Here is a 22,942-nt window from a genome sequence, read left to right as displayed (position 1 = left end):
ACGGCGCAACATATATTTTCATCAAACAGATTGATAGCACCCTAACGAAAGGTGCATGCTAGAGGGCTCGAATCGGTCTTATATCATTCCGAATGATAGTTACCTTTGCTTCATTCGATTCGTGCCATCACAGCCCGCCGAGCATCATCCGCCCATCTTCAATACATTGGCGGATGATTCCATGGAACAGTCACTCAAACATTTGCGCTTCCCCTTGGCCATGTTGGCCGTGCTGGTGATGAGCGCTTGCGGCAAGACTCCGGAGACTGCCGCCACCCTGCCCGCTGCCAAAGTCAGCGTGGCCAAGGTACTGGAACAACCGGTCAACGAGTGGGACGAATTCACCGGGCGCCTCGAAGCGCCGGAAACCGTTGAAATCCGTCCGCGAGTCTCCGGCCAGATCGACGACGTCGCCTTCACCGAAGGCGCACTGGTGAAGAAAGGCGACCTGCTGTTCCAGATCGATCCGCGCCCTTTCCAGGCTGAGGTGCGCCGCCTCGAAGCCCTGGTCGCCCAAGCGCGCGCCAATGCCACCCGCAGTGAAAACGAAGCCGGTCGTGGCGAACGTCTGCGTGCCAGCAACGCGATCTCCGCTGAACTGGCCGACTCGCGCACCAGCGCCGCCCAGGAAGCCCGCGCCGCCGTCGGCGCCCTGCAAGCGCAACTGGACCTGGCCAAACTGAACCTGAGCTTCACCCGCGTCACCGCCCCCATCAGCGGTCGCGTCAGCCGCGCGGAAATCACCGCCGGTAACCTGGTGACCGCCGACACCACCCCGCTGACCAGCGTGGTCTCCACCGACAAGGTCTACGCCTACTTCGATGCCGACGAGCGTGTATTCCTCAAATACACCCAACTCGCCCGCAATGGCCAACGTGGCGCCACCACCCCGGTGTACATGGGCCTGTCCAACGAAGACGGCAACCCGCACCTCGGTCAGATGAACTTCGTCGACAACCAGGTCAATCCGAAAACCGGCACCATCCGTGGTCGCGCGGTGTTCGACAACAGCGACGGCACTTACACCCCGGGCCTGTATGCACGGCTGAAACTGGTCGGCAGCGGCACCTACAACGCCATGCTGATCAACGACGAAGCGGTCGGTACCGACCTCGGCAAGAAGTTCGTGCTGGTGATGGATGCGGACAACAAGACCGCTTATCGCGCCGTCGAACTGGGGCCGAAGATCGAAGGTCTGCGCATCGTGCGCACCGGTCTGAACAAGGACGACACGATCATCGTCAAGGGTTTGCAGCGGGTACGTCCGGGTTCGCCGGTAACGCCTGAAGTGATCCCGATGGCCAGCGAGCAAACCCTTGCCGCTCTGGCTCAACAACGTCAAGCGCTGGAAGCCAGCAACCTGCCCAAAGTCGCGCCCGCCAAAGGTGCACAGGGTACGGCTGTGAAGCTGGCCGCTACGACCCCACGTGGTTAAGGGACGACAACTCCGATGAATTTTTCCCAATTCTTCATTTCACGGCCGATCTTCGCAGCGGTGCTCTCGCTGTTGATCCTGATCGCCGGCGCGATCTCGCTGTTCCAGTTGCCGATCAGCGAATACCCGGAAGTCGTGCCACCGACCGTGGTGGTGCGTGCCAACTTCCCGGGCGCCAACCCCAAAGTCATCGGTGAAACCGTGGCGGCTCCGCTGGAGCAAGCCATCACCGGCGTCGAGAACATGCTGTACATGTCCTCGCAGTCCACCGCTGACGGCAAGATCACCCTGACCATCACCTTCGCCCTGGGCACCGACCTGGACAACGCGCAGGTGCAGGTGCAAAACCGGGTGACCCGAACCGAGCCGAAACTTCCCGAAGAAGTGACGCGCATCGGTATCACCGTCGACAAGGCCTCGCCCGACCTGACCATGGTTGTGCACTTGACCTCGCCGGACAAACGCTACGACATGCTCTACCTGTCCAACTACGCGATCCTCAACATCAAGGATGAGCTGGCGCGTCTGGGTGGTGTCGGTGACGTGCAGCTGTTCGGTATGGGCGACTACTCGTTGCGGGTCTGGCTCGATCCGAACAAGACCGCCTCGCGCAATCTGACCGCGACCGACGTGGTGACCGCGATTCGTGAGCAGAACCGTCAGGTGGCGGCCGGTCAACTCGGTGCGCCCCCTGCCCCGAATGCCCAGAGCTTCCAGCTCTCGGTCAACACCCAGGGCCGTCTGGTCACTGAAGATGAGTTCGAGAACATCATCATTCGCGCAGGCGACAACGGTGAGATCACTCGTCTCAAGGACATCGCGCGCGTCGAGCTGGGTTCCAGCCAGTACGCCCTGCGTTCGTTGCTGAACAACCAGCCCGCTGTAGCGATCCCGATCTTCCAGCGCCCAGGCTCCAATGCCATCGATATCTCGAACGAAGTTCGCGGCAAGATGGAAGAGCTGAAGAAAAGCTTCCCGCAAGGCATGGACTACAGCATCGTCTATGACCCGACGATCTTCGTGCGCGGCTCGATCGAGGCGGTGGTTCACACCCTCTTCGAAGCGCTGATCCTCGTGGTGCTGGTGGTGATCCTGTTCCTGCAGACCTGGCGCGCCTCGATCATTCCGTTGGTGGCGGTGCCGGTATCGTTGATCGGTACGTTTGCGGTGATGCACCTGTTCGGCTTCTCGCTCAACGCCCTGTCACTGTTCGGCCTGGTACTGGCGATCGGGATCGTGGTGGACGACGCGATCGTGGTGGTGGAGAACGTCGAGCGCAACATTGAACTGGGGCTCAACCCGTTCGATGCGACCAAAAAAGCCATGGGTGAAGTGACCGGCCCGATCATCGCCACGGCGCTGGTGCTGTGTGCGGTGTTTGTGCCGGCGGCGTTCATCTCCGGCCTAACCGGGCAGTTCTACAAGCAGTTTGCGTTGACCATTGCGATCTCGACCGTGATCTCCGCGTTCAACTCGCTGACCCTGTCGCCAGCGCTGGCCGCTGTGTTGCTGAAAAGTCATGACGCGCCGAAAGACCGCTTCTCCAAAGTGCTCGACAAGATCTTTGGTGGCTGGTTGTTCCGTCCGTTCAACCGCTTCTTTGAAAAGGCCAGCCACGGTTACGTCGGTACTGTGCGCCGGGTCATCCGTGGCAGCGGCATCGCCCTGCTGTTGTATGCAGGCCTGATGGTGCTGACGTTCTTCGGCTTCTCCAGCACGCCGACCGGTTTCGTACCCGGTCAGGACAAGCAATACCTGGTGGCCTTCGCGCAACTGCCGGACGCCGCGAGCCTGGATCGCACCGAAGACGTGATCAAGCGCATGTCCGACCTGGCGCTGAAACAACCGGGCGTGGAAAGCGCCGTAGCGTTCCCGGGCCTGTCGATCAACGGCTTCACCAACAGCCCGAACGCCGGCATCGTGTTCGTGACCCTGAAACCGTTCGACGAACGTAAAGACCCGAGCATGTCCGCCGGTGCAATCGCCGGGGCCTTGAACGGTCAGTACGCGAACATTCAGGAAGCGTACATGGCGATCTTCCCGCCACCGCCGGTACAAGGTCTGGGCACCATTGGTGGTTTCCGCCTGCAAATCGAAGACCGGGGCAACCTGGGCTACGACGAGTTGTACAAAGAAACGATGAACATCATCACCAAGAGCCACAGCGTGCCGGAACTGGCCGGGCTGTTCACCAGCTACACGGTAAACGTGCCGCAAGTCGATGCCGCCATCGACCGCGAAAAAGCCAAGACTCATGGCGTGGCTGTCAGCGACATCTTCGACACCCTGCAGATCTACCTGGGTTCGCTGTATGCCAACGACTTCAACCGCTTCGGGCGCACCTATCAGGTCAACGTTCAGGCTGAGCAACAGTTCCGCCTCGAATCCGACCAGATCGGTCAGCTGAAAGTACGCAACAACAAGGGCGAAATGATCCCGCTGGCGACCTTCATCAAGGTCAGCGACACCTCGGGCCCGGATCGCGTGATGCACTACAACGGCTTCATCACCGCGGAAATCAACGGTGCGGCAGCCCCCGGCTACAGCTCCGGCCAGGCCGAAAAAGCCATCGAGAAACTGCTCAAGGATGAACTCCCGAACGGCATGACCTACGAGTGGACCGACCTGACCTACCAGCAGATTCTGTCCGGCAACACCGCGCTGTTCGTGTTCCCGCTCTGCGTATTGCTGGCGTTCCTGGTGCTCGCGGCGCAATACGAAAGCTGGAGCCTGCCACTGGCGGTGATCCTGATCGTACCGATGACCTTGCTGTCGGCTATCACCGGGGTGATTGTCTCCGGCGGCGACAACAACATCTTCACCCAGATCGGCCTGATCGTACTGGTGGGCCTGGCGTGTAAGAACGCGATTCTGATTGTCGAGTTCGCCAAGGATAAACAGCTGGAAGGTCTCGATCCGCTGGCTGCGGTTCTGGAAGCCTGCCGCCTGCGTCTGCGGCCGATCCTGATGACCTCTTTCGCGTTCATCATGGGTGTAGTGCCACTGGTGTTCTCCAGCGGTGCCGGTGCCGAGATGCGTCACGCGATGGGTGTGGCGGTGTTCTCCGGGATGCTCGGGGTGACCTTCTTCGGTCTGTTGCTGACGCCAGTGTTCTACGTGCTGATTCGTAATTTCGTCGAGCGCGGCGAAGCCCGCAAAGCGGCCAAGGCGCACGCTCTTCAAAAGCCACTGGAGGCGCAATAATGAGTCTGAAAGTCTTCCTGCCGAGTCTGCTGGTGTTGGCGTTGAGTGCCTGCGCCGTCGGCCCTGACTACAAGACCCCGGCGACGGAGGCGGCCAACATCACGACCGCCACCGACGGCGCTGCCGGTCAGAAGAACTTTGACCGTTCGAAATTCGAAGGCATCTGGTGGCAGCAATTCGACGACCCAACCCTCAACCAGTTGGTGACTCAATCGCTGCAAGGCAACCGTCAGCTGCGCGTGGCGTTCGCCCGCTGGAAAGCCGCCCGGGCGATCCGCGACGACGTCAGCAACGATGCGATGCCGACCATCACCAGCCGCGCGAGCAGTGATCTGGCCAAGGGGCAAATCCCCGGCCAGACCACCAACCGGGTCAACAGCGAACGCTACGATCTGGGTCTGGACATGGCCTGGGAACTCGACCTGTTCGGGCGCATCCAGCGCAATCTGGAAGCCAGCGACGCCGACCAGCAGGCGGCCGAAGCCGATCTGTACCAACTGCAAGTCACCATGATTGCCGAACTGGTCGACGCCTACGGTCAACTGCGCGGTGCGCAATTGCGCGAGAAGATCGCCGTGGCCAACCTGGAAAATCAGCAGGAGTCGCGCAAGATCACCATCAGCCTGCGTGACGCCGGCGTTGGCGATCAGCTCGATGTCGAACGTGCCGATGCGCGTCTGGCCTCGGTCGAAGCCAGCGTGCCGCAATTGCAGGCGGAACAGGTACGGCAGAAAAACCGCATCGCGACCCTGCTGGGTGAGCGCCCGGACAAACTGACCGTGGATCTGAGCCCGAAAGACCTGCCGGCGATTGCCAAGGCCTTGCCGATCGGCGATCCGGGTGAGCTGCTGCAACGCCGGCCGGACATCCTCAGCGCCGAACGCAAACTGGCCTCGGCCACGGCGCGGATCGGCGTGGCGAAAGCTGACCTGTTCCCACGGGTCAGCCTCAGCGGGTTCCTCGGCTGGACGGCCGGGCGCGGTTCGCAGATCGGTTCCTCGGCGGCCAACGCCTGGGCACTCGGCCCGAGTATTACCTGGGCGGCGTTCGATCTGGGTAGCGTGCGCGCTCGTCTGCGCGGCGCCGACGCCGATGCCGAAGGCGCCCTGGCGACCTACGAGCAACAAGTGTTGCTGGCCCTGGAAGAGTCGGAAAACGCCTTCAGCGATTACGGCAAGCGTCAGCAACGGCTGATCTCGCTGATTCGCCAGAGTGAATCGAGCCGCAAGGCTGCCGACCTGGCAGAGATCCGCTACCGCGAAGGCACCACCGACTTCCTCGTGCTGCTCGACGCCCAGCGTGAGCGCCTGAATGCCGAAGACAGCCAGGCCCAGGCCGAAGTTGATCTGTATCGCGGCATCGTCGCGATCTACAAGGCCCTGGGTGGTGGCTGGCAGCCGGAAACCGTCGCCAGCAAGTAACGCTTTTCAAAGAGCTCCTTTGGTTGGCCGCAACCAACCAAATTTTTTGCCCCGCGTATCATTCGGTCGCGGGGCTTTTTTTTACCCGCCCCTTCTGTAGGAGCTACCGCAGGCTGCGATCTTTTAATCTTGTTTTTCAGAAGCGACATCAAAAGATCGCAGCCTGCGGCACCTCCTACAGGTCAATTCGCAAGCACGGGTTTGACTCATGGCCTTCTCTGACCGAAGCTTGCCCCTCTGCTAAAGAACGCCAGTTCACGGAAATCTGCATGCCTCAGTCCCGCCGCTACCTGCTCATCAGCCTTGGCCTTGTGCTGCTCGTCGTCATTGCCTGGTTATCCCTGCGCTCCACCGCCCCAGTGGTGCCAGAAGCGATCAAGCGCGGCTACAGCGAAGCCCTGACGGCGGCCCGTTCCGGTCAGCCGGGAGCCGCGCGGCAGTTATATCAGCAGCTGGGGCGCCCGGACCTGTCAGTCAAGCGCAGTGTCTGGCTGCTGGCCGAGCTGCCCAACTATCCGAGCCCGCAAGCGCTGAAACTGGCCGACGCCCATCTGCAGAACGAAGCCCCCGAAGTACGGCTGGCGGCGATTCAAAGTGTGGTCGGGCTGGTGCCCGGCGGGCAACGCAGTCTGCTGCTCGGGCCGATGCTCGACGATGAAGACCAAAGCGTACGGTTCGCCGCCATCAACGCCCTGCTCGGCCTGACGCCAGATGAACTCGGTCTGTATTTCGCCCCGCTGCAGCAAGCGATCGATGGCTGGGAACACGTGCTCAAGGGTCAACCGGAAAGCGCCGCCACCTACGCGCAACTGGCGCGCCTGTATCTGCATAACGCCGAACTCAAACAGGCCCAGCAAGCGCTGGACAACACCCTGCGCCTGGAACCGGGCAATCTGCCGGCGCTGGTGATGCAGATCGATGTTCTTGACCGTCAGGGCCAGAGCGACGCCGCCCGCCAGTTGCTCGCCAAACAGTTGCAGGCGCAACCGGATTCCGCCTACCTGCAACACGCGCTCGGGCTGTGGTTGTTGCACCACGACCAGCGTGAGTTTGCCCTGCTCGGCTTGTCCAAAGCGGTAGAACTGGAGCCGGACAACAAGGATTACCGCTACGACCTCGCCACCACCCTGCACACCGCGCAAGAGCTGGAAGCGGCGCAAAAGCAGTTGCAGGAAGTCGTCCAGCGCCACCCCGCCGACCGCAAGGCGCGGGTGTTGCTGATCAATTACTGGAAGGAAAGCGGCCAGTTGCAGAACGTGCAGATCCTGCTCGCGCAACTGGAGCAGATGAACCCTGATGACCCGGCGTTGCAGCAGGGACTTTGAGTCTTAAGCGGTTAATTCAATGACATTTTGATATCGAAACCTCGGAACCGTCATGATTGGCAGCGGTCAAGTAATCAGGTAGTGCACAACGGCTGATACAGCCTGCTGCCTCGATTCCCCTAGTCATGAGAGGGCATTCTTTGTCTACGTCCAACGAGTTGATCAGTGCAAAAGCCGCCACCGGCATCGTCGGCCTGGATGACATCCTCGCCGGCGGTCTGTCCCGAGGGCATGTGTTTTTGCTCGAGGGTGAACCCGGCACAGGCAAAACCACCGTCGCGTTGCATTTCCTGATGGCGGGCGCCCGTGCCGGCGAACGCTGTCTGTACATCACGCTGTCGGAAACCGAACGTGAACTGCGCCAGGGCGCGCTGTCCCACGGTTGGGAGCTGAACGAAAACATCGAAATCTTCGAGCTGACGCCGCCCGAAAGCCTGCTCAACGCCGAGCATCAGCAAAGCCTGCTGTACTCCTCCGACCTCGAACTGGGCGAAGCCACCAAGCAGATTTTCGAAGTGGTCGAGCGCTTCAAGCCGACCCGTGTGGTGCTCGACAGCTTGTCGGAGATTCGCCTGCTGGCGCAGAGTTCGCTGCGCTACCGCCGGCAGATTCTGGCGATCAAACACTACTTCGTGCGTTACGACGCCACTGTCCTGCTGCTTGACGACCTGACCACCGAGTCGCTCGACAAGACCGTGCACAGCGTCGCCCACGGGGTGATCCGCCTCGAAGAACTGACACCCAATTACGGCGCCGAGCGCCGCCGCGTGCGCATCGTCAAGTATCGCGGCCAGAAGTACCGTGGCGGTTACCACGACTTCACCATCATGGGCGACGGCGTCCATGTGTTCCCGCGCCTGGTGGCTGCCGAACACCGCAGCGACTACCCGCGCCTGCAACTGAGCAGCGGGATTCAGGAAATGGATGCCTTGCTCGGCGGCGGGGTCGAAACCGGCTCCAGCACGCTGATTCTTGGCCCGGCCGGTACCGGCAAATCGCTGATTTCGATGATCTTCGCCGCTGCGGCAGTGGCCCGGGGCGAAAAAGCTGCGCTGTTTATCTTTGATGAAGAGCTGGGCTTGCTGTTCGAGCGCATGAAAAATATCGGCATCGACCTCAAGGCCCTGCAAGCCACCGGCAACCTGCTGATCGATCAGGTAGACGCCGCCGAACTGTCCCCCGGCGAGTTCTCGCATCGGGTGCGTCGCTGCGTTGATGAGGGCAACATCAAGACCGTGGTGATCGACAGCATCAACGGCTATCAGGCCGCAATGCCGGAAGAAAACGCACTGGTGCTGCACATGCACGAGCTGCTGTTGTATCTGAACCGCAAAGGTGCGGCGACCTTCATGACCGTTGCCCAGCACGGTCTGGTCGGCGACATGCAGGCGCCGGTCGACATCACTTACCTGGCCGACACGGTGATCCTGCTGCGCTACTTCGAAGCCATCGGCAAGGTCCGTCGGGCCATTTCCATTATCAAGAAACGCACCGGCAGCCACGAATCGACCATTCGTGAATACCGCATTTCGGGCCAGGGCATGACCATCGGCGAACCGCTGGAAGCGTTCCAGGGAGTGTTGCGTGGCGTGCCGACTTACCTCGGCGCGAGCAATCCGCTGTTGCGGGAAGAAACCTTGTGACAGCTTCCGTACCACTGCCGGAACGGGCGCTGATTCTGGCGCCCATGGGCCGGGACAGCCAAGTGGCGCTGATGATTCTCAATGAAGCGGGTTACGGCGGGGTCATCACTCCGGATCTGGGCACACTGTGCACAGAACTGGAGCCTGGCGCCGGACTCTTGTTGATAGCCACCGAAGCCCTGCGCGGCCCCGAGCTGGAAACGCTGCTGCATTTTCTGGAGCAGCAGCCGGCCTGGTCGGATCTGCCGATCGTCTTGCTGACCCACCACGGCGGCCCGGAACCGGGCCCCTCCTCGCGCCTGAGCAAACTGCTGGGCAACGTCACGTTCCTTGAGCGCCCGTTTCATCCGGCGACTCTGGTCAGCCTGGTCTCCACCGCCCTGCGCGGGCGACGACGACAGTACGAAGCCCGCGATCGCCTGATTGATCTGAGTGAAAGCGAGCGCCGACTGCAATCGACCCTGGAAACCCTTGAGCAACAGGTCGAGGAACGCACCGCGCAACTGCGCCACAACGAAGAAGCCCTGCGCCAGTCACAGAAAATGGAAGCGGTCGGTCAGTTGACCGGCGGCATCGCTCACGACTTCAACAACATGCTCACCGGGATTATCGGCAGTCTGGAACTGCTGCGTCGGCGGCTGGCGCGCGGGCGCACCGAAGACCTCGACAGCCTGATCGATCTCGGTGTCACTTCAGCCAACCGCGCGGCCGGCCTGACTCACCGTTTGCTGGCGTTCTCCCGCCGGCAATCGCTGGACTCCAAAGCTGTGCAGATGAACACACTGGTGCTGTCGATGGGCGAGCTGCTGCAGCGCAGCCTCAACGAAAGTATCCAGTTGGACATGCGCCTTGACGACGACTTGTGGGTGGCCGAAGCCGACCCCAATCAACTGGAAAGCGCCCTGCTCAACCTGGTGCTCAACGCTCGCGATGCCATGCCCGAGGGCGGCAAACTGGTGGTCGAGACCAGCAACCAGGTGCTTAAGCCGGAGTTCACCGAGGCCTACCCGAATCTCGAGCCTGGCGACTACGTGATGCTCAGCGTCACCGATAACGGCAGTGGCATGGCGCAGAGCGTGGTCAGCCGCGCATTCGATCCGTTTTTCACCACCAAGCCGATCGGTCAGGGCACCGGTTTAGGCTTGTCGATGATCTACGGCTTCAGCAAACAGTCCCGTGGTCATGTTTCGATCGACAGCGAAATCGATCAGGGCACCACGGTCAAACTGTACCTGCCGCGCTTTCGCGGCGAAGAGCTGGAGCATCCGGTGTCCGATATTCAGCAGGCCCCGGAGGCGCTGGATGGCGAAACCGTGTTGATCGTCGAGGACGACCCCGCCGTACGCGTACTGGTCAGCGCGGTGCTCAGTGAGTTGGGTTATGCGTTTGTCGAAGCCGGCGATGCCGACGGCGCCGTACCGATCCTCAACTCGACGCAGCGCATCGACCTGCTGATCAGTGACGTCGGCCTGCCGGGCATGAACGGCCGGCAACTGGCCGAAATCGGCCGGCAGTATCGGCCGGGATTGAAGGTGTTGTTCATCACCGGCTATGCCGAGCACGCGGCAGTGCGCGGTGGTTTCCTCGACCCGGGCATGCAGATGATCACCAAACCGTTCACTTTCGATCTGTTGACCGCCAAGGTCCGCGAGATGATCAAGAACTGATCCCCCCAAAACAACTGTAGGAGCTGCCGCAGGCTGCGATCTTTTGATCTTGTTTTCAAGATCAAAAGATCGCAGCCTGCGGCAGCTCCTACACGGGCATTTCAGTGTTTTTTGATCAGGCCAGCAGTTCCTGAATCTTTTCCTGCAATACGTCCAGATCGAACGGTTTTTCCAGGATCGGCGCCTTGCGCGTGATGGGGCTGCCGGTCTCGCGGATTTCCTGCGGGTAGCCGCTGATGAAGATCACCTTCAGATCCGGGCGCAGTTTTACTGCCGGTTCGGCGATCTGCACGCCGGAAATCCCGCCCGGCAGGCGGAAGTCAGTGATCAGCATGTCCAGATGCGGCTTGCTCGCCAGGATCTCGAACGCCTGCTCGCCGTTTTCGGCCTGCAACACACGGTACCCCTGCCCCGACAGGTAATCTGTCAGCACCATCAAGATAACCGGTTCGTCCTCGACGACGAGTACTACATCTTGTGCATCTACGCTCATGGGAAGCCTTTGTTCGGTCAATAGCTGCTGATACGACCGTGCGGTCACTCAGAGGTTGCGTCGGATATGCCGTTTTCCTGGATTGGCAGACAAACGCGAAACAGGGCGCCTTCGTTGATTTGACTCTCGACGACGATGGAGCCGCCATGGGCGGCGACGATCTGCTCGGAAATGAACAGACCCAGCCCGAGACCAGCCACTACCGTCTTGGCGGAAACCCGTTCGAACTGTTGGAAAATACGCTTCTGGTTCTCTTCGCTGATGCCGATGCCACGGTCCTGAACCTCGACCCGCGCCTCGTCGCCTGCACGGTACACGCGCACCTGAATCGGGCTGCGACCACCGTAGCGCAAGGCATTGGTCAGCAGGTTGGACACCACCTGCTCGATGCGAAATTCGTCCCAATGGCCTTCCACCGGCTCCGGCGCGGTGAACGACACTTCGGTCTCGGCGGCCTCGATCTGCTGGGCGAAATTCTGCAGCAGGTTGGCCACCAGTTGTGACAGATCGAAACGATTCGGCCGGATCGACAGCTTGCCGGTGCGGATGCGCGAAACGTCGAGCATGTCTTCGATCAGCCGGATCAGGCTTTTGATCTGGCGTTCGTCGCGATCAACCATCGCGTGCATCTTGTCGAGGGTGAACGCCGCGGCGTTGTCCCGCGCCAGGTGCATCTTGCGCAACTGGGTTTCGAGTATCAGGCCGTTGAGCGGCGTGCGCACTTCGTGGGCGACGATCGACATGAAGTCATCGCGCATGCGCACCGCCTGCTCCAGCTCCAGCTGCGTGCTTTGCAGTTGTTGCAGCAGCGCTTCCTGCTCGCGGCGCGCCTGCTCGAGCGCTTCGACCTGTTGCTTCATGGCCTTGCTCTGGCGGTACAGGTCGACAAACACGTTGACCTTGCTCTTCACCGCGTGGATATCCAGCGGCTTGTGCAGGAAGTCCACCGCCCCGCTCTCGTAGCCCTTGAACGCGTAGTTCAGTTCACGGCCGGCGGCGCTGACAAAGATGATCGGGATGTTTTTGGTTTTTTCGGTGCCGCGCATCAACTCGGCGAGTTCGAAGCCGTTCATGCCCGGCATCTGCACGTCGAGGATGGCCATGGCGAACTCGTGTTGCAGCAGCAGCGAAAGTGCCTCGTCCGCCGACAGCGCCTTGTACACCGTGCGGTCCTCGCGCTTGATCAGCGCTTCGAGGGCCAGCAGGTTCTCCGGCAGATCGTCGACGATCAGCAATTTGGCCTGGATATTACTCAGCATGCGATTCGTTCCAGCTCGACAAGCAGACGGCCGATGCCGTGAATGGGTAGGACATGGTCAGGCTGCTGAAGCTTCAGTGCAGCCTGAGGCATGGTGGCGACCTGTGCATCTTGCGGGTCTTGCACGATGGTCAGTCCGCCGCGCTGTTTGACTTGCGCCAGGCCGCGAGCGCCATCGTGATTGGCGCCGGTCAGCAACACGGCAGCCAAGGTTTCGCCGTAAACATCAGCGGCGGATTCAAACAAGTAATCAATGGCCGGACGGGAATGGTGCACGCGGTCTTCAAGACTCAGCGACAGACTGCGATCCTGCTCCACCGACAGGTGGTAACCGGGTGTAGCGAAGTAAACCGTGCCGGGGGCGATGTCCTGTTTGTCGGTCGCCTCCTCCACCGGCAACATCAGTCGCCGGGCGAATACCTCGGCCAATTGGCTGCGGCGCTCCTCCGGCAGGTGCAACACAACAATGATCGGCAACACGTAACCCTGGCGCAGCGGCGCGAGCAGCGTCAGCAGGGCCTCGACCCCACCGGCCGAAGCACCGACCACGATGGCCTCGACGCGAGGCAAATCCACGGCATCGTTCATAATTTGCGGTAGATCCGTTCTTGTTTGACCAGCGGTTCGAACTGATTCGCGTAACCGGAAAAATCCAGCGTTTCCTTGCTGCCCAACACCAGAAAACCACGATGGCACAGCGATTCATGAAACAGACCGAAGGCACGGTCCTGAAGTTTCTTGTTGAAGTAAATCAGCACGTTGCGGCAAGAAATCAGCTGCGTTTCGGAGAACACGCTGTCCGTTGCCAGACTGTGGTCGGCGAAGGTCACGTTCTCGCACAGGCTCTTGTCGAAGATCGCGTAGCCGTACGCAGCCGTGTAGTAATCGGCAAAGGAGCGCTGGCCGCCGGCCTGCTGGTAATTGGCGGTGTAGGCGCGCACGTTCTCCATCGAGAAAATCCCCTGCTTGGCCTTGTCCAGCGAGCGCGGGTTGATGTCGGTGGCGTAGATGATCGTACGGTCGAGCAAGCCTTCTTCGCGCAGCAGAATCGCCATCGAATAGACCTCCTCGCCGGTGCTGCAGCCGGCGATCCAGATCTTCAGCGACGGATAGGTGCGCAGCAGCGGCACCACTTCCTTGCGGATTGCCAGGAAGTGCGACGGATCGCGGAACATCTCGCTGACCGGGATCGTCAGCAACTGCAGCAACTGCATGAACGCCGTGGGATCGTGCAGGACTTTCTCCTGCAACGCCGAGATCGTCGCGCATTCGAACTGGCTCAAGGCGTGCTGCACCCGGCGCTTGATCGAAGCGCCCGAGTAATCGCGAAAATCGTAGCTGTACTTGAGGTAGATGGCCTCAATCAACAGGCGTAATTCGATTTCGCTGTTGCGCTCCGCGGAGTGACGGCTATCCACTAAATGCGTTCCATCTTCGGTAACCACACGCGAATCAACGAGAACAGGCGATCCAGATCGATCGGCTTGGCCAGATAATCGTTCGCGCCCGCCTGCAGGCAGCGCTCCTGATCGTCCTTCATGGCCTTGGCCGTCACCGCGATGATCGGCAGCTTGCGCCAGCGCGGATCCTTGCGGATTTCAATGGTGGCTTCGAAACCATCCATCTCCGGCATCATCACGTCCATCAGCACCAGATCGATGTCCTCGACTTCATTCAACTTATCAATCGCTTCGCGACCATTACGGCCGATCACCACGACTGCGCCCTTGTGCTCCAGTGCACTGGTCAGGGCGAAGATGTTGCGCACATCGTCGTCCACCAGCAGCACCTTGCGACCTTCGAAGACCTTGTCGCGACTGCGCGCAGTCTTGAGCATCTTCTGCCGTTCATGGGACAACTGCGATTCGACTTTGTGCAGAAAGAGTGTCACTTCATCCAGCAGGCGTTCCGGCGAGCGCGCGCCCTTGATGATGATCGAGCGCGAATACTTGCGCAGCTCGGCCTCTTCATCGCGGGTCAGGTTGCGCCCGGTGTAGACAATGACCGGCGGGAACGAGCAGATATCCTCGGTCGACATGCGCTTGAGCAGATCGTTGCCGAGCATGTCCGGCAATTTCAGGTCGATCACCATGCAGTCGTAAATCGTCGTGCGCAGCTTTTCAAGTGCCTCTTGAGCCAGACCGACGGCGGTGATTTCGATGTCGTCGTCGCCAATCAGGCGGGCGATGCTTTCGCGTTGCAGATCGTCATCTTCGACCAGCAGCACGCGTTTGACCTTCTGGGTCAACTTGGCTTCGAGACGGGCAAACACGTCCTTGAGCTCTTCACGGGTGGTCGGCTTGACCGCATAACCGATCGCGCCCATGTGCATCGCCGCTTCGACTCGGTCTTCAACCGAGATCACATGCACCGGAATGTGCCGGGTTTCGGCGTGTTCTTTCAAACGTTGCAGCACGGTCAGCCCGGAATGGTCCGGCAGACGCATGTCCAGCAGGATCGCGTCCGGCACGAACTCGCGGGCCAGGTCATAACCTTCGTCGGCACCGTGGGCCACCAGGCACTGATAACCCAGTTCGTGGGCCAGGTCGTAAAGAATGTGGGCGAAATTCGGCTCGTCTTCCACCACCAGAATGCAGCGCGTGGCGAACGGCGCCTTGCCACGGTCATCGGCAAAACGCGGGATGTGCACCGGGGCCATTGGTGACACCGCAATCGATGGCGGCTGAACCACCGGAGCCGGGGCCGATACCGGCGGCGTGAAGGTCAGCGGGATCGCAGGGCTGTCACCCGGCTCGCTGTATTGCTGCGGCAACACCAGGGTAAACACACTGCCCTGCCCCGGCGCGCTGCTGACGCTGATCGAGCCGCCGAGCAAGGCCGCCAGATCACGCGAGATCGACAAGCCCAGACCGGTGCCACCGTACTTGCGGTTGGTGGTGCCGTCTGCCTGACGGAACGCTTCGAAGATGCTTTCCTGCTGATCCGCGGCAATACCGATCCCCGAATCGCGAACGATAAACGCAATGCGTTCGTTCGGCTGGCCGGCGATGGTCAGGCTGACCGCGCCGTGTTCGGTGAACTTCACGGCGTTGGACAGCAGGTTCTTGATCACCTGTTCCAGACGCTGGCGGTCGGTGTACAGCATGATCGGCGCATCCGGCTGCAACTCGACGCTGAACGTCAGTTGCTTGTCCGCCGCCAGCGGTTCGAACACGCTGCGCAGGCCATCGGCCAGACGCGCGACACTGGTGTTTTCCGGGATCACTTCCAGCTTGCCGGCCTCGACCTTGGAAATGTCGAGAATGTCGTTGATCAGGTTCAGCAGATCGTTGCCCGCCGAATAGATCGACTCGGCGAACTTGACCTGCTCGGCCGTCAGATTGTCCTGCGGGTTCTCCGCCAGCAACTTGGCGAGGATCAGCGAACTGTTCAGCGGCGTGCGCAGTTCGTGGGACATGTTGGCGAGGAATTCGGACTTGTACTTGCTCGAACGCTGCAGCTCTTCGGCGCGCTCTTCAAGCTGCACCTGTGCCTGATTGAGTTCAGTGTTCTTCTGGTCCATGGCGTCGCGCTGCTCGGCCAGGGTTTGCGCCTGTTCGGCCAACTGCTCGTTGGTCTGCTCCAGCTCGACTTGCTGGGTTTCCAGATGCGCCTGGGATTCCTTGAGAATCCGCGACTGTTCTTCCAGCTCTTCGTTGGCGGTTTTCAGCTCTTCCTGCTGTACCTGCAACTCTTCGTTGAGCTGCTGGGTTTCGGCCAGCACTTCCTGCAGACGCTGGCGATAACGCGCCGCTTCGATCGAGGTGCCGATGTTGCCGGCAATCAGTTCCAGCAAATCGATATCGCGGTCGGTGAGCGGGCGCAGGAAGCCCAGTTCGATCACCCCGTTGACCCGGTCATCATCACTGGTCGGCACCACCAGCACACTGTGCGGCAGGCCCGCGCCCAGGCCGGAGCTGACTTTGAAGTAGTCGGCCGGAACCGAATCCAGGCGAATCAGTTGCCCCTGTTCGGCAACCTGGCCGACGATGCCTTCGCCGCTGTAGATCTGCTGATCTTTTTCTTCCTGTTCGCGGGAGAACCCATAGGACGCCACGCGCTTGAGGCCGCCGTGCTCTTCGCGTACGTACAGCGCGGCCACCGCAGTGCCGAGGTATTGCGCGCAGAACTGCAGAATATTGCGCCCCAGCAGGTTGAGCGTCAGTTGCCCCAGCACCTGCTCCGCCAGCTCGGTCTGGCCGCTGCGCATCCACGCCTGGCGCTCCAGACGCTCGGCGCTGGCCTGCTGCGCGGCGAGGTTGGCACTGTAGCTGTCCGACAGACTGACCAGATCGCGGCGACCGACATAGGCCAGCAAGCCGCTGATCCCGGCGATGAACAGCAGGTACAGAGTGATGCTCCAGATCGTGGTACGGCGCACCTCTTCATTGCGCGTGGCGCGCAACTGCTGCTCCATATCAATCACGTCTTCGAACTGCTTGCGAATTTCGTCGGTCAGGCGCTTGCCACGCCCGGCCTTGACCGCGCCCCGGTAGTCACCGCTGGAGCGTTGCAGATCGATCATCGATTGCGCGTAGTTGCTCCACTCGGTCTGCAAAGCCTGCAGACGCCGCAACCGGTCGGTCTGAATCGGGTTGTCGGCGGTCAATTCGAGCAAGGTATTGAGCGCCACGTTGATCCGCGGCTTGGCGGTTTCATACGGGTCGAGGAAGTGCTCGTCGCCGCTGAGCAGGAAACCGCGCATGCCGGTTTCCAGATCAACGGTGAGTTTCACCGCTTCGTTGGCGTTGTTGATCACCCGATCGGTGTGCTCCACCCACTGGATCACCGACAACAGATAGGTAATCAGAGACACAAAGAACACGGCGCTGATCGCACCAACGCCCAGCGGCAAACCGATGTTGCGCGTCAGGAGTTTGCGGAACCGTGTTTCATCAACCGTAGACCGAGTGGACATGGGGTAGCCTTGTCGAACTGTCGAAACCCGGCAGTTTGCCCCAAAACGGTACTATGGATCCATTTTTCTCACTGCCATGGTGGCAATTTCCTACATTTGCTGCACCTCTCCATCAGGCAACGGGTATCCTTGCCGCCCCGATTTGCAGCTAATCTTTTTGTACCCGCTCGGGAACTTGTGGCCATGCGCCACTTACTCATGCAAGAGCCCGGCATTTTCGACCGGTCGCCGTTCCGATTTCATTTCTTGAGAGCTATCCCTATGTCCACCCCAGCGCCCACCATCCTTGTAGTAGAAGACGACGACATCGTGCGCATGCTCATCGTCGATGTTCTGGAGGAGCTGGAATTCAGTGTGCTGGAGGCTGACGACGGCGAGTCTGCGTTGAAGATTCTCGGGGATCGGAGCAAGGATATCGACTTGATGATGACCGACCACGGCCTACCGGGCATGACGGGGAGTGAACTGGCCGGCAAGGCACGTGAACTGCGCTCCACCCTGCCCGTCCTGTTCGCCAGTGGTTACGCCGAGAACATCGAAGTACCCGCCGGCATGCACGTGATCGGCAAACCGTTCTCGATCGATCAGTTGCGTGACAAGGTCAAGGGCATTCTGAACCAGTGATTGGCCTTGATCCGGCAGCGGCTGCAGATGTGGTCTAATTGCGCGCCATTTTCAGCCGCCTGTCTGCAAGGAACACCCGTCAATGACTGCATCCCCCGCCACCAAAGTTCTGGTCATCGGTTACGTCTGGCCCGAACCGCGCTCTTCGGCAGCCAGCGGGCACGTGATGCAGATCCTCGATACGTTCCTGCAGCAAGGCTGGGACATCACCTTCAGCAGCCCGGCCGGCCCGGGCGAGCACAAGGCCGATCTGACGGCACTGGGCATTCGCGAGGTGCCGATCGAACTCAACAACAGCAGCTTCGATATTTTCATCAGTGAACTGGCCCCGGATATCGTGCTGTTCGACCAGTTCATGATGGAAGAGCAGTTCGGCTGGCGCGTCGAGAAACATTGCCCGAATGCCTTGCGCGTACTGGAGACATCCGACCTGCAGAGCCTGCGCCACGCCCGCCACCAACGGTTCAAGGAGCGTTTGAAAGACGACCCGGACAATCAGGATTTCAGTGCCCTGTTCGCACCGGCGCTGCGCGAAGAATTCGCGTTGATGGCCGATACTGACCTGGCCAAACGGGAGATCGCCGCGTTGTATCGCTGCGATCTGAATCTGATGATTTCCGAAGTGGAAATCCAGTTGCTGGTCGAACAGTTTCAAGTCCCTGGCGACCTGCTGCACTGGTGCCCGCTGATGCTCGAACCACCGCGCGATTCGTTCGTCCCCTTTGAGGAGCGGGCGCACTTTCTCAGTATTGGCAACTTCCGTCACGCGCCCAACTGGGACGCCGTGCTGTGGATGAAGACCGCCGTCTGGCCGCTGATCCGCCAGCAATTGCCCGGCGCCCAACTGCATGTCTACGGTGCCTATACGCCGCCCAAGGCGACAGCCCTGCACAACGCAGCGCAGGGGTTTCATGTGATGAACTGGGCAGAAGATGCGCTGCAAGTGATGTCGCAAGCCCGGGTTTGCCTGGCGCCTTTGCGTTTCGGCGCGGGGATCAAGGGCAAGATCGTCGATGCGATGCTCTGCGGCACGCCCAATGTCACGACGCCCATCGGCGCCGAAGGCATGGGCGGCGCATTGCCCTGGCCCGGTGCGGTGGCTCAGTCGGCCCAGACCTTGGCCGATGCCGCTGTGGCACTGCACCAAGACAGACTGCGCTGGACTGATGCACAACAGGCCGGCGTTGCGTTGTTGAACGCGCGTTATCGGCAGACTGATCACGGCCCGGCGCTGATCGATCGCCTGCAACATTGCCGCGCCAACTTGTCAGCGTTACGTCGCGCCAACTTTACTGGCAGCATGTTGCGTCACCACTTGCATAAAAGCACCCAATACATGGCGCAGTGGATCGAAGCAAAAAACCAGAAAAGTTGATAACCAAAGTGCAAAAGCACATTGCCAATACTTTGCAAAGAGTGCTGGCTTGTAGTTTTTCCGCTCGCACCAAAGAATAACTTCCGAGCTGACCGAATAACTCGACCGGTCGGAAAATTAAACTTTATCTGCAACGGAATGCACCATGAACAATTACCCTTTCAAAAACTGGATGGCCGCGACGCCGGATATTGACCGACTGACTCTTGGTGAAGTGGTCTGGCCTGGCGCCCATAACTCCGGGCTGGACTACGATTTTTCGTACCCGGCGTATCTGCACCCCGCGAAAAACTGGTTTGTCTGCCAGGATGGCCCGTTCATTCAGCAACTTGACGAAGGCGTGCGCGCCTTCGACTTGCGCCTGCATGCAGATGAACACTGGCTGGGCATCAAGAAGTTCCATACGTTTCATGGCGTGAAACTGTTCCAGGGACGCGCCTTGAGCGAGCTGGTAAAAAGTCTCGACTTTTTCCTCAATGAAAATCCCAACGAGTTCATCGTATTGGACATACATGAACTCAAGGGCATCAACGATCAACCATTCGATTACAAAGGCTTCCATGAAGTCATCACCACGGAACTGGCTTCGCGGCTTATTCCCAGGAGCAACAGCCACCTGACAATTGAGCAACTTAAAAGGACCAGTTCGGTACAACGCGTGGTATTGGCAAGCGACTCGCACCCGGACTTCAATTCGCCCCTGTACTGGCCGAAAATCCGCCATGAATGGAGCGGTTCGGATATCACCTCTCCCGAGCAACTCAAGCAACACATCACCCGAACGCTGGACAACCCGCCGGCACCCGGCAGCCTCTGGTCATTGTCGGCCACCAGCTACGGTGAACTGGCCGGCGTCAAACGGATCACCAACGAGCTCAATCAATGGTTTGGCCCGGACTCGGGATGGGCACCGAAGTGCAGCATCATCAATGCCGACTTCATCGGTGGCACTCCACTGATCGGCCATTGCCAGCAGATCAATCAGGCCAAAGGCCTGAGGAAGACCCGGGGCTGAGGCGCTGGAACTGTCCTTGGCGCACGTGCATGATGGGCATCTGAACACCACAACAAGACGCATCGGACATGACCCGGGCCACCAGAATCACTGATCCCTCCTACGAACTGATGGACGACCATAACGGGTTGTCCATCATCTACCGTCAGCATGGTTTTCCGTGCCCGCTGGTGCGTTGGCATTTCCACAAGGAATACGAACTGCACCTGATCGTCGCCAGTTCCGGCAAGGTGTTCATCGGCGACTACATCGGCAATTTTTATCCGCAAACACTGTTCCTCACCGGGCCCAATCTGCCGCACAACTGGATCAGCCAGGTGGCCGAAGATGAAGTGGTGGAAAAGCGCGACATGCTGGTGAACTTCACCGATGAATTGTTCGAAAGCGGCCATCAGGTATTTGCCGAACTCAAGACGCTGACACCGCTGCTGGAACGCGCGCAATACGGCATCGAATTTCGCGACAAGGACACGATCCGCGAAGCGATGAAACTGATGCAGCTGATTGCCGACAGCCGCGGCATCACGCGTCTCGGGCACTTTTTCATTCTGATGGAGCTGCTGGCGGCGACTGATGATTATCAATTGTTGTCCGGCGCCACCAACACGCAACTGGCCGACGAGCACAACATCGACCGCACCAACCGCGCGGTCGATTACATCTTCAGCCACTACGCCCGCGAATTGACCCTGGAAGAAGTCGCCGAGCATCTGGGGATGAAGCCGACCTATTTCAGTCGTGTGTTCAAACAGGCCACCGGGCGCAACTTCATCGAGTTCGTCAATCGCCTGCGCATCAGCAAATCCTGCGAACTGCTGGCCGATGGCGACAAACCGGTGACGGAGGTGTGTTTCGAGTCGGGGTTCAACAACATTTCCAACTTCAATCGCCGCTTCCAGCAACTCAAGGGCATGACACCGTCGCATTATCGACGCCTCGCCGTGCAGCGCCTGACCGAACAGAATCACGCTTAAAAGATCGCAGCCTGCGGCAGCTCCTGCACAGATCCCTGTAGGAGCTGACGCAGGCTGCGATCTTTTGATTTTTAGCCAGTGCAAAAAAGTATCGGTTCAAGTGCGACGGATGATTTGTCAGTCCGTCGATTGAGGGCTGTAATCAGCACACATTCTTCCTGCACCGGAAGACACAAAAACAATAACTGTCCTTCTGCCTCCCAACGGACGCAGAAAAGGAGTGCACGATGCAACCCACTGCAAAAGCTCTGCTTGCCCTCACCTGCATGACCCTCAGCAGCGTCAGCCTTGGCGCCCAGACCCTGACCATCGCCACCGTCAACAACAGCGACATGATCCGCATGCAAAAGCTCTCGAAAACCTTCGAGTCCGAGCATCCGCAGATCAAGCTCAATTGGGTGGTACTGGAAGAAAACGTCCTGCGCCAGCGCCTCACTACCGACATCGCCACCCAGGGCGGACAGTTCGATGTGTTGACCATCGGCATGTACGAAGCGGCACTCTGGGGGGCCAAGGGCTGGCTGGAACCGATGAAGGACCTGCCGGCCAGCTACGCCCTCGACGACGTGTTCCCGTCGGTGCGTGAAGGCCTGTCGGTCAAGGGTTCGCTGTACGCCCTGCCGTTCTACGCGGAAAGCTCGATCACCTATTACCGTACCGACCTGTTCAAGGACGCCGGCCTGAGCATGCCGGAGCGCCCGACCTGGGAACAGATCGCCGGCTTCGCCGAAAAACTCACTGACAAAGGCAAGGAGCAGTACGGCATCTGTCTGCGCGGCAAGGCCGGCTGGGGCGAGAACATGGCGCTGATCACCACTGTCGCCAACGCCTATGGCGCGCGCTGGTTCGATGAGAAATGGCAGCCGGAATTCAATGGCCCCGAGTGGAAAAACGCGCTGAATTTCTACGTCGACACCATGAAGAAATCCGGCCCGCCGGGCGCCTCCAGTAACGGCTTCAACGAAAACCTTGCGCTGTTCAACAGCGGCAAGTGCGCGATCTGGGTTGACGCCAGCGTCGCCGGCTCGTTCGTCACCGACAAGACCCAGAGCAAGGTCGCCGATCACGTCGGCTTCACCTTCGCCCCGCATCAGGTCACCGATAAAGGCTCGGCGTGGCTGTATTCATGGGCACTGGCGATTCCGACCAGTTCCAAGGCCAAGGACGCCGCCAAAGCGTTCAGCGCCTGGGCCACCTCCAAGGAATATGGGGAGCTGGTGGCCAAGACCGACGGCATCGCCAACGTGCCACCGGGCACCCGCGCCTCGACCTACAGCGATGCTTACATGAGCGCGGCGCCGTTCGCCAAGGTCACGCTCGAATCGCTCAAGGTCGCTGACCCGAGCAAACCGACGCTGAAACCGGTGCCCTACATCGGCATTCAACTGGTGACCATTCCTGAATTCCAGGGCGTGGGCACCCAGGTCGGCAAGCTGTTCTCGGCAGCGCTGATCGGCCAGACCACGGTGGATCAGGCCCTGGCCGCCGCGCAGCAAACCACCGAGCGCGAGATGAAGCGCGCCGGTTATCCCAAGTAACCACACTGCTCGCTCCTGCCTTTTGTAGGAGTGAGCCTGCTCGCGATGGCGA

16 protein-coding genes are annotated in these 22,942 nt (G+C 60.1%); 11 read left to right on the top strand and 5 right to left on the bottom strand.

Going from position 1 to position 22,942, the window contains the following annotated elements:
• Nucleotides 1–181: 181 nt before the first annotated feature.
• The 6 genes from mexE (at nucleotide 182) to BW33_RS03795 (ending at nucleotide 10,695) form a co-directional block, all read left to right on the top strand.
• Nucleotides 182–1,435 (top strand): multidrug efflux RND transporter periplasmic adaptor subunit MexE, encoded by a 1,254-nt coding sequence (gene mexE, locus BW33_RS03820; protein ID WP_047597172.1) that lies wholly within the window; start codon nucleotides 182–184, stop codon nucleotides 1,433–1,435.
• A 15-nt stretch (nucleotides 1,436–1,450) separates the two neighbouring features.
• On the top strand, nucleotides 1,451–4,639 hold the full coding sequence (locus tag BW33_RS03815) for an efflux RND transporter permease subunit (RefSeq protein ID WP_047597171.1): 3,189 nt from the start codon (nucleotides 1,451–1,453) through the stop codon (nucleotides 4,637–4,639).
• A complete protein-coding gene (locus BW33_RS03810; protein WP_047597170.1) occupies nucleotides 4,639–6,060 on the top strand; it encodes an efflux transporter outer membrane subunit in 1,422 nt (473 codons plus the stop codon). Before BW33_RS03815 ends, BW33_RS03810 begins: the two co-directional genes overlap by 1 nt.
• Before the next feature lie 269 nt (nucleotides 6,061–6,329).
• Nucleotides 6,330–7,385, top strand: coding sequence for a tetratricopeptide repeat protein (locus tag BW33_RS03805; RefSeq protein WP_047597167.1), 1,056 nt, complete (start codon nucleotides 6,330–6,332; stop codon nucleotides 7,383–7,385).
• A 140-nt stretch (nucleotides 7,386–7,525) separates the two neighbouring features.
• On the top strand, nucleotides 7,526–9,028 hold the full coding sequence (locus BW33_RS03800) for an ATPase domain-containing protein (protein ID WP_047597165.1): 1,503 nt from the start codon (nucleotides 7,526–7,528) through the stop codon (nucleotides 9,026–9,028).
• Nucleotides 9,025–10,695 carry an ATP-binding protein gene (locus tag BW33_RS03795; protein ID WP_047597164.1) on the top strand — a complete coding sequence of 557 codons (1,671 nt, stop codon included), beginning with the start codon at nucleotides 9,025–9,027 and terminating at the stop codon, nucleotides 10,693–10,695. The genes BW33_RS03800 and BW33_RS03795 overlap by 4 nt, the downstream gene beginning before the upstream one ends.
• A gap of 115 nt (nucleotides 10,696–10,810) precedes the next feature.
• Here BW33_RS03795 and BW33_RS03790 read toward each other — a convergent pair whose 3' ends face one another.
• From BW33_RS03790 to BW33_RS03770, 5 genes are read right to left on the bottom strand one after another with little or no spacing between them, the layout of a single operon-like run.
• Nucleotides 10,811–11,188, bottom strand: coding sequence for a response regulator (locus BW33_RS03790; RefSeq protein WP_003225116.1), 378 nt, complete (start codon nucleotides 11,186–11,188; stop codon nucleotides 10,811–10,813).
• A gap of 44 nt (nucleotides 11,189–11,232) precedes the next feature.
• Nucleotides 11,233–12,447 carry a hybrid sensor histidine kinase/response regulator gene (locus BW33_RS03785; RefSeq protein ID WP_047597161.1) on the bottom strand — a complete coding sequence of 405 codons (1,215 nt, stop codon included), beginning with the start codon at nucleotides 12,445–12,447 and terminating at the stop codon, nucleotides 11,233–11,235.
• Nucleotides 12,441–13,034, bottom strand: coding sequence for a chemotaxis protein CheB (locus BW33_RS03780; RefSeq protein WP_047597160.1), 594 nt, complete (start codon nucleotides 13,032–13,034; stop codon nucleotides 12,441–12,443). Before BW33_RS03780 ends, BW33_RS03785 begins: the two co-directional genes overlap by 7 nt.
• Nucleotides 13,031–13,864, bottom strand: coding sequence for a CheR family methyltransferase (locus BW33_RS03775; RefSeq protein WP_047597159.1), 834 nt, complete (start codon nucleotides 13,862–13,864; stop codon nucleotides 13,031–13,033). The genes BW33_RS03780 and BW33_RS03775 overlap by 4 nt, the downstream gene beginning before the upstream one ends.
• Nucleotides 13,864–17,364, bottom strand: a complete 3,501-nt coding sequence (locus BW33_RS03770) for a response regulator (protein WP_047597157.1) — start codon at nucleotides 17,362–17,364, stop codon at nucleotides 13,864–13,866. The genes BW33_RS03775 and BW33_RS03770 overlap by 1 nt, the downstream gene beginning before the upstream one ends.
• A 261-nt stretch (nucleotides 17,365–17,625) precedes the next feature.
• Between BW33_RS03770 and BW33_RS03765 the strand changes: the two genes are divergently transcribed.
• The 5 genes from BW33_RS03765 (at nucleotide 17,626) to BW33_RS03745 (ending at nucleotide 22,890) form a co-directional block, all read left to right on the top strand.
• On the top strand, nucleotides 17,626–17,988 hold the full coding sequence (locus tag BW33_RS03765) for a response regulator (protein ID WP_047597156.1): 363 nt from the start codon (nucleotides 17,626–17,628) through the stop codon (nucleotides 17,986–17,988).
• Nucleotides 17,989–18,070: 82 nt separating this feature from the next.
• The gene (locus tag BW33_RS03760; RefSeq protein WP_047597154.1) at nucleotides 18,071–19,363 is read left to right on the top strand and encodes a glycosyltransferase; all 1,293 of its coding nucleotides are present in this window, start codon (nucleotides 18,071–18,073) and stop codon (nucleotides 19,361–19,363) included.
• 145 nt (nucleotides 19,364–19,508) lie between these two features.
• Nucleotides 19,509–20,378 carry a phospholipase gene (locus BW33_RS03755; RefSeq protein WP_047597153.1) on the top strand — a complete coding sequence of 290 codons (870 nt, stop codon included), beginning with the start codon at nucleotides 19,509–19,511 and terminating at the stop codon, nucleotides 20,376–20,378.
• Between the two features lie 68 nt (nucleotides 20,379–20,446).
• Nucleotides 20,447–21,352 (top strand): AraC family transcriptional regulator, encoded by a 906-nt coding sequence (locus tag BW33_RS03750; protein ID WP_047597152.1) that lies wholly within the window; start codon nucleotides 20,447–20,449, stop codon nucleotides 21,350–21,352.
• A gap of 227 nt (nucleotides 21,353–21,579) precedes the next feature.
• Nucleotides 21,580–22,890 carry an ABC transporter substrate-binding protein gene (locus BW33_RS03745; protein WP_047597151.1) on the top strand — a complete coding sequence of 437 codons (1,311 nt, stop codon included), beginning with the start codon at nucleotides 21,580–21,582 and terminating at the stop codon, nucleotides 22,888–22,890.
• Nucleotides 22,891–22,942: the final 52 nt, after the last annotated feature.

Source organism: Pseudomonas sp. RIT288, assembly GCF_000631985.1.
Classification (GTDB): domain Bacteria; phylum Pseudomonadota; class Gammaproteobacteria; order Pseudomonadales; family Pseudomonadaceae; genus Aquipseudomonas.
This window is presented reverse-complemented; position numbering and strand designations above follow the sequence as displayed.

Bases quoted from the DNA above. Each gene is read 5' to 3' on its own strand.
- BW33_RS03780 (WP_047597160.1), bottom strand. From the start codon at position 13,034: ATGAACGATGCCGTGGATTTGCCTCGCGTCGAGGCCATCGTGGTCGGT.
- BW33_RS03755 (WP_047597153.1), top strand. From the start codon at position 19,509: ATGAACAATTACCCTTTCAAAAACTGGATGGCCGCGACGCCGGATATT.
- BW33_RS03760 (WP_047597154.1), top strand. From the start codon at position 18,071: ATGACTGCATCCCCCGCCACCAAAGTTCTGGTCATCGGTTACGTCTGG.
- BW33_RS03805 (WP_047597167.1), top strand. From the start codon at position 6,330: ATGCCTCAGTCCCGCCGCTACCTGCTCATCAGCCTTGGCCTTGTGCTG.
- BW33_RS03750 (WP_047597152.1), top strand. From the start codon at position 20,447: ATGACCCGGGCCACCAGAATCACTGATCCCTCCTACGAACTGATGGAC.
- BW33_RS03810 (WP_047597170.1), top strand. From the start codon at position 4,639: ATGAGTCTGAAAGTCTTCCTGCCGAGTCTGCTGGTGTTGGCGTTGAGT.
- BW33_RS03745 (WP_047597151.1), top strand. From the start codon at position 21,580: ATGCAACCCACTGCAAAAGCTCTGCTTGCCCTCACCTGCATGACCCTC.
- BW33_RS03785 (WP_047597161.1), bottom strand. From the start codon at position 12,447: ATGCTGAGTAATATCCAGGCCAAATTGCTGATCGTCGACGATCTGCCG.
- BW33_RS03770 (WP_047597157.1), bottom strand. From the start codon at position 17,364: ATGTCCACTCGGTCTACGGTTGATGAAACACGGTTCCGCAAACTCCTG.
- BW33_RS03765 (WP_047597156.1), top strand. From the start codon at position 17,626: ATGTCCACCCCAGCGCCCACCATCCTTGTAGTAGAAGACGACGACATC.
- mexE (WP_047597172.1), top strand. From the start codon at position 182: ATGGAACAGTCACTCAAACATTTGCGCTTCCCCTTGGCCATGTTGGCC.
- BW33_RS03815 (WP_047597171.1), top strand. From the start codon at position 1,451: ATGAATTTTTCCCAATTCTTCATTTCACGGCCGATCTTCGCAGCGGTG.
- BW33_RS03790 (WP_003225116.1), bottom strand. From the start codon at position 11,188: ATGAGCGTAGATGCACAAGATGTAGTACTCGTCGTCGAGGACGAACCG.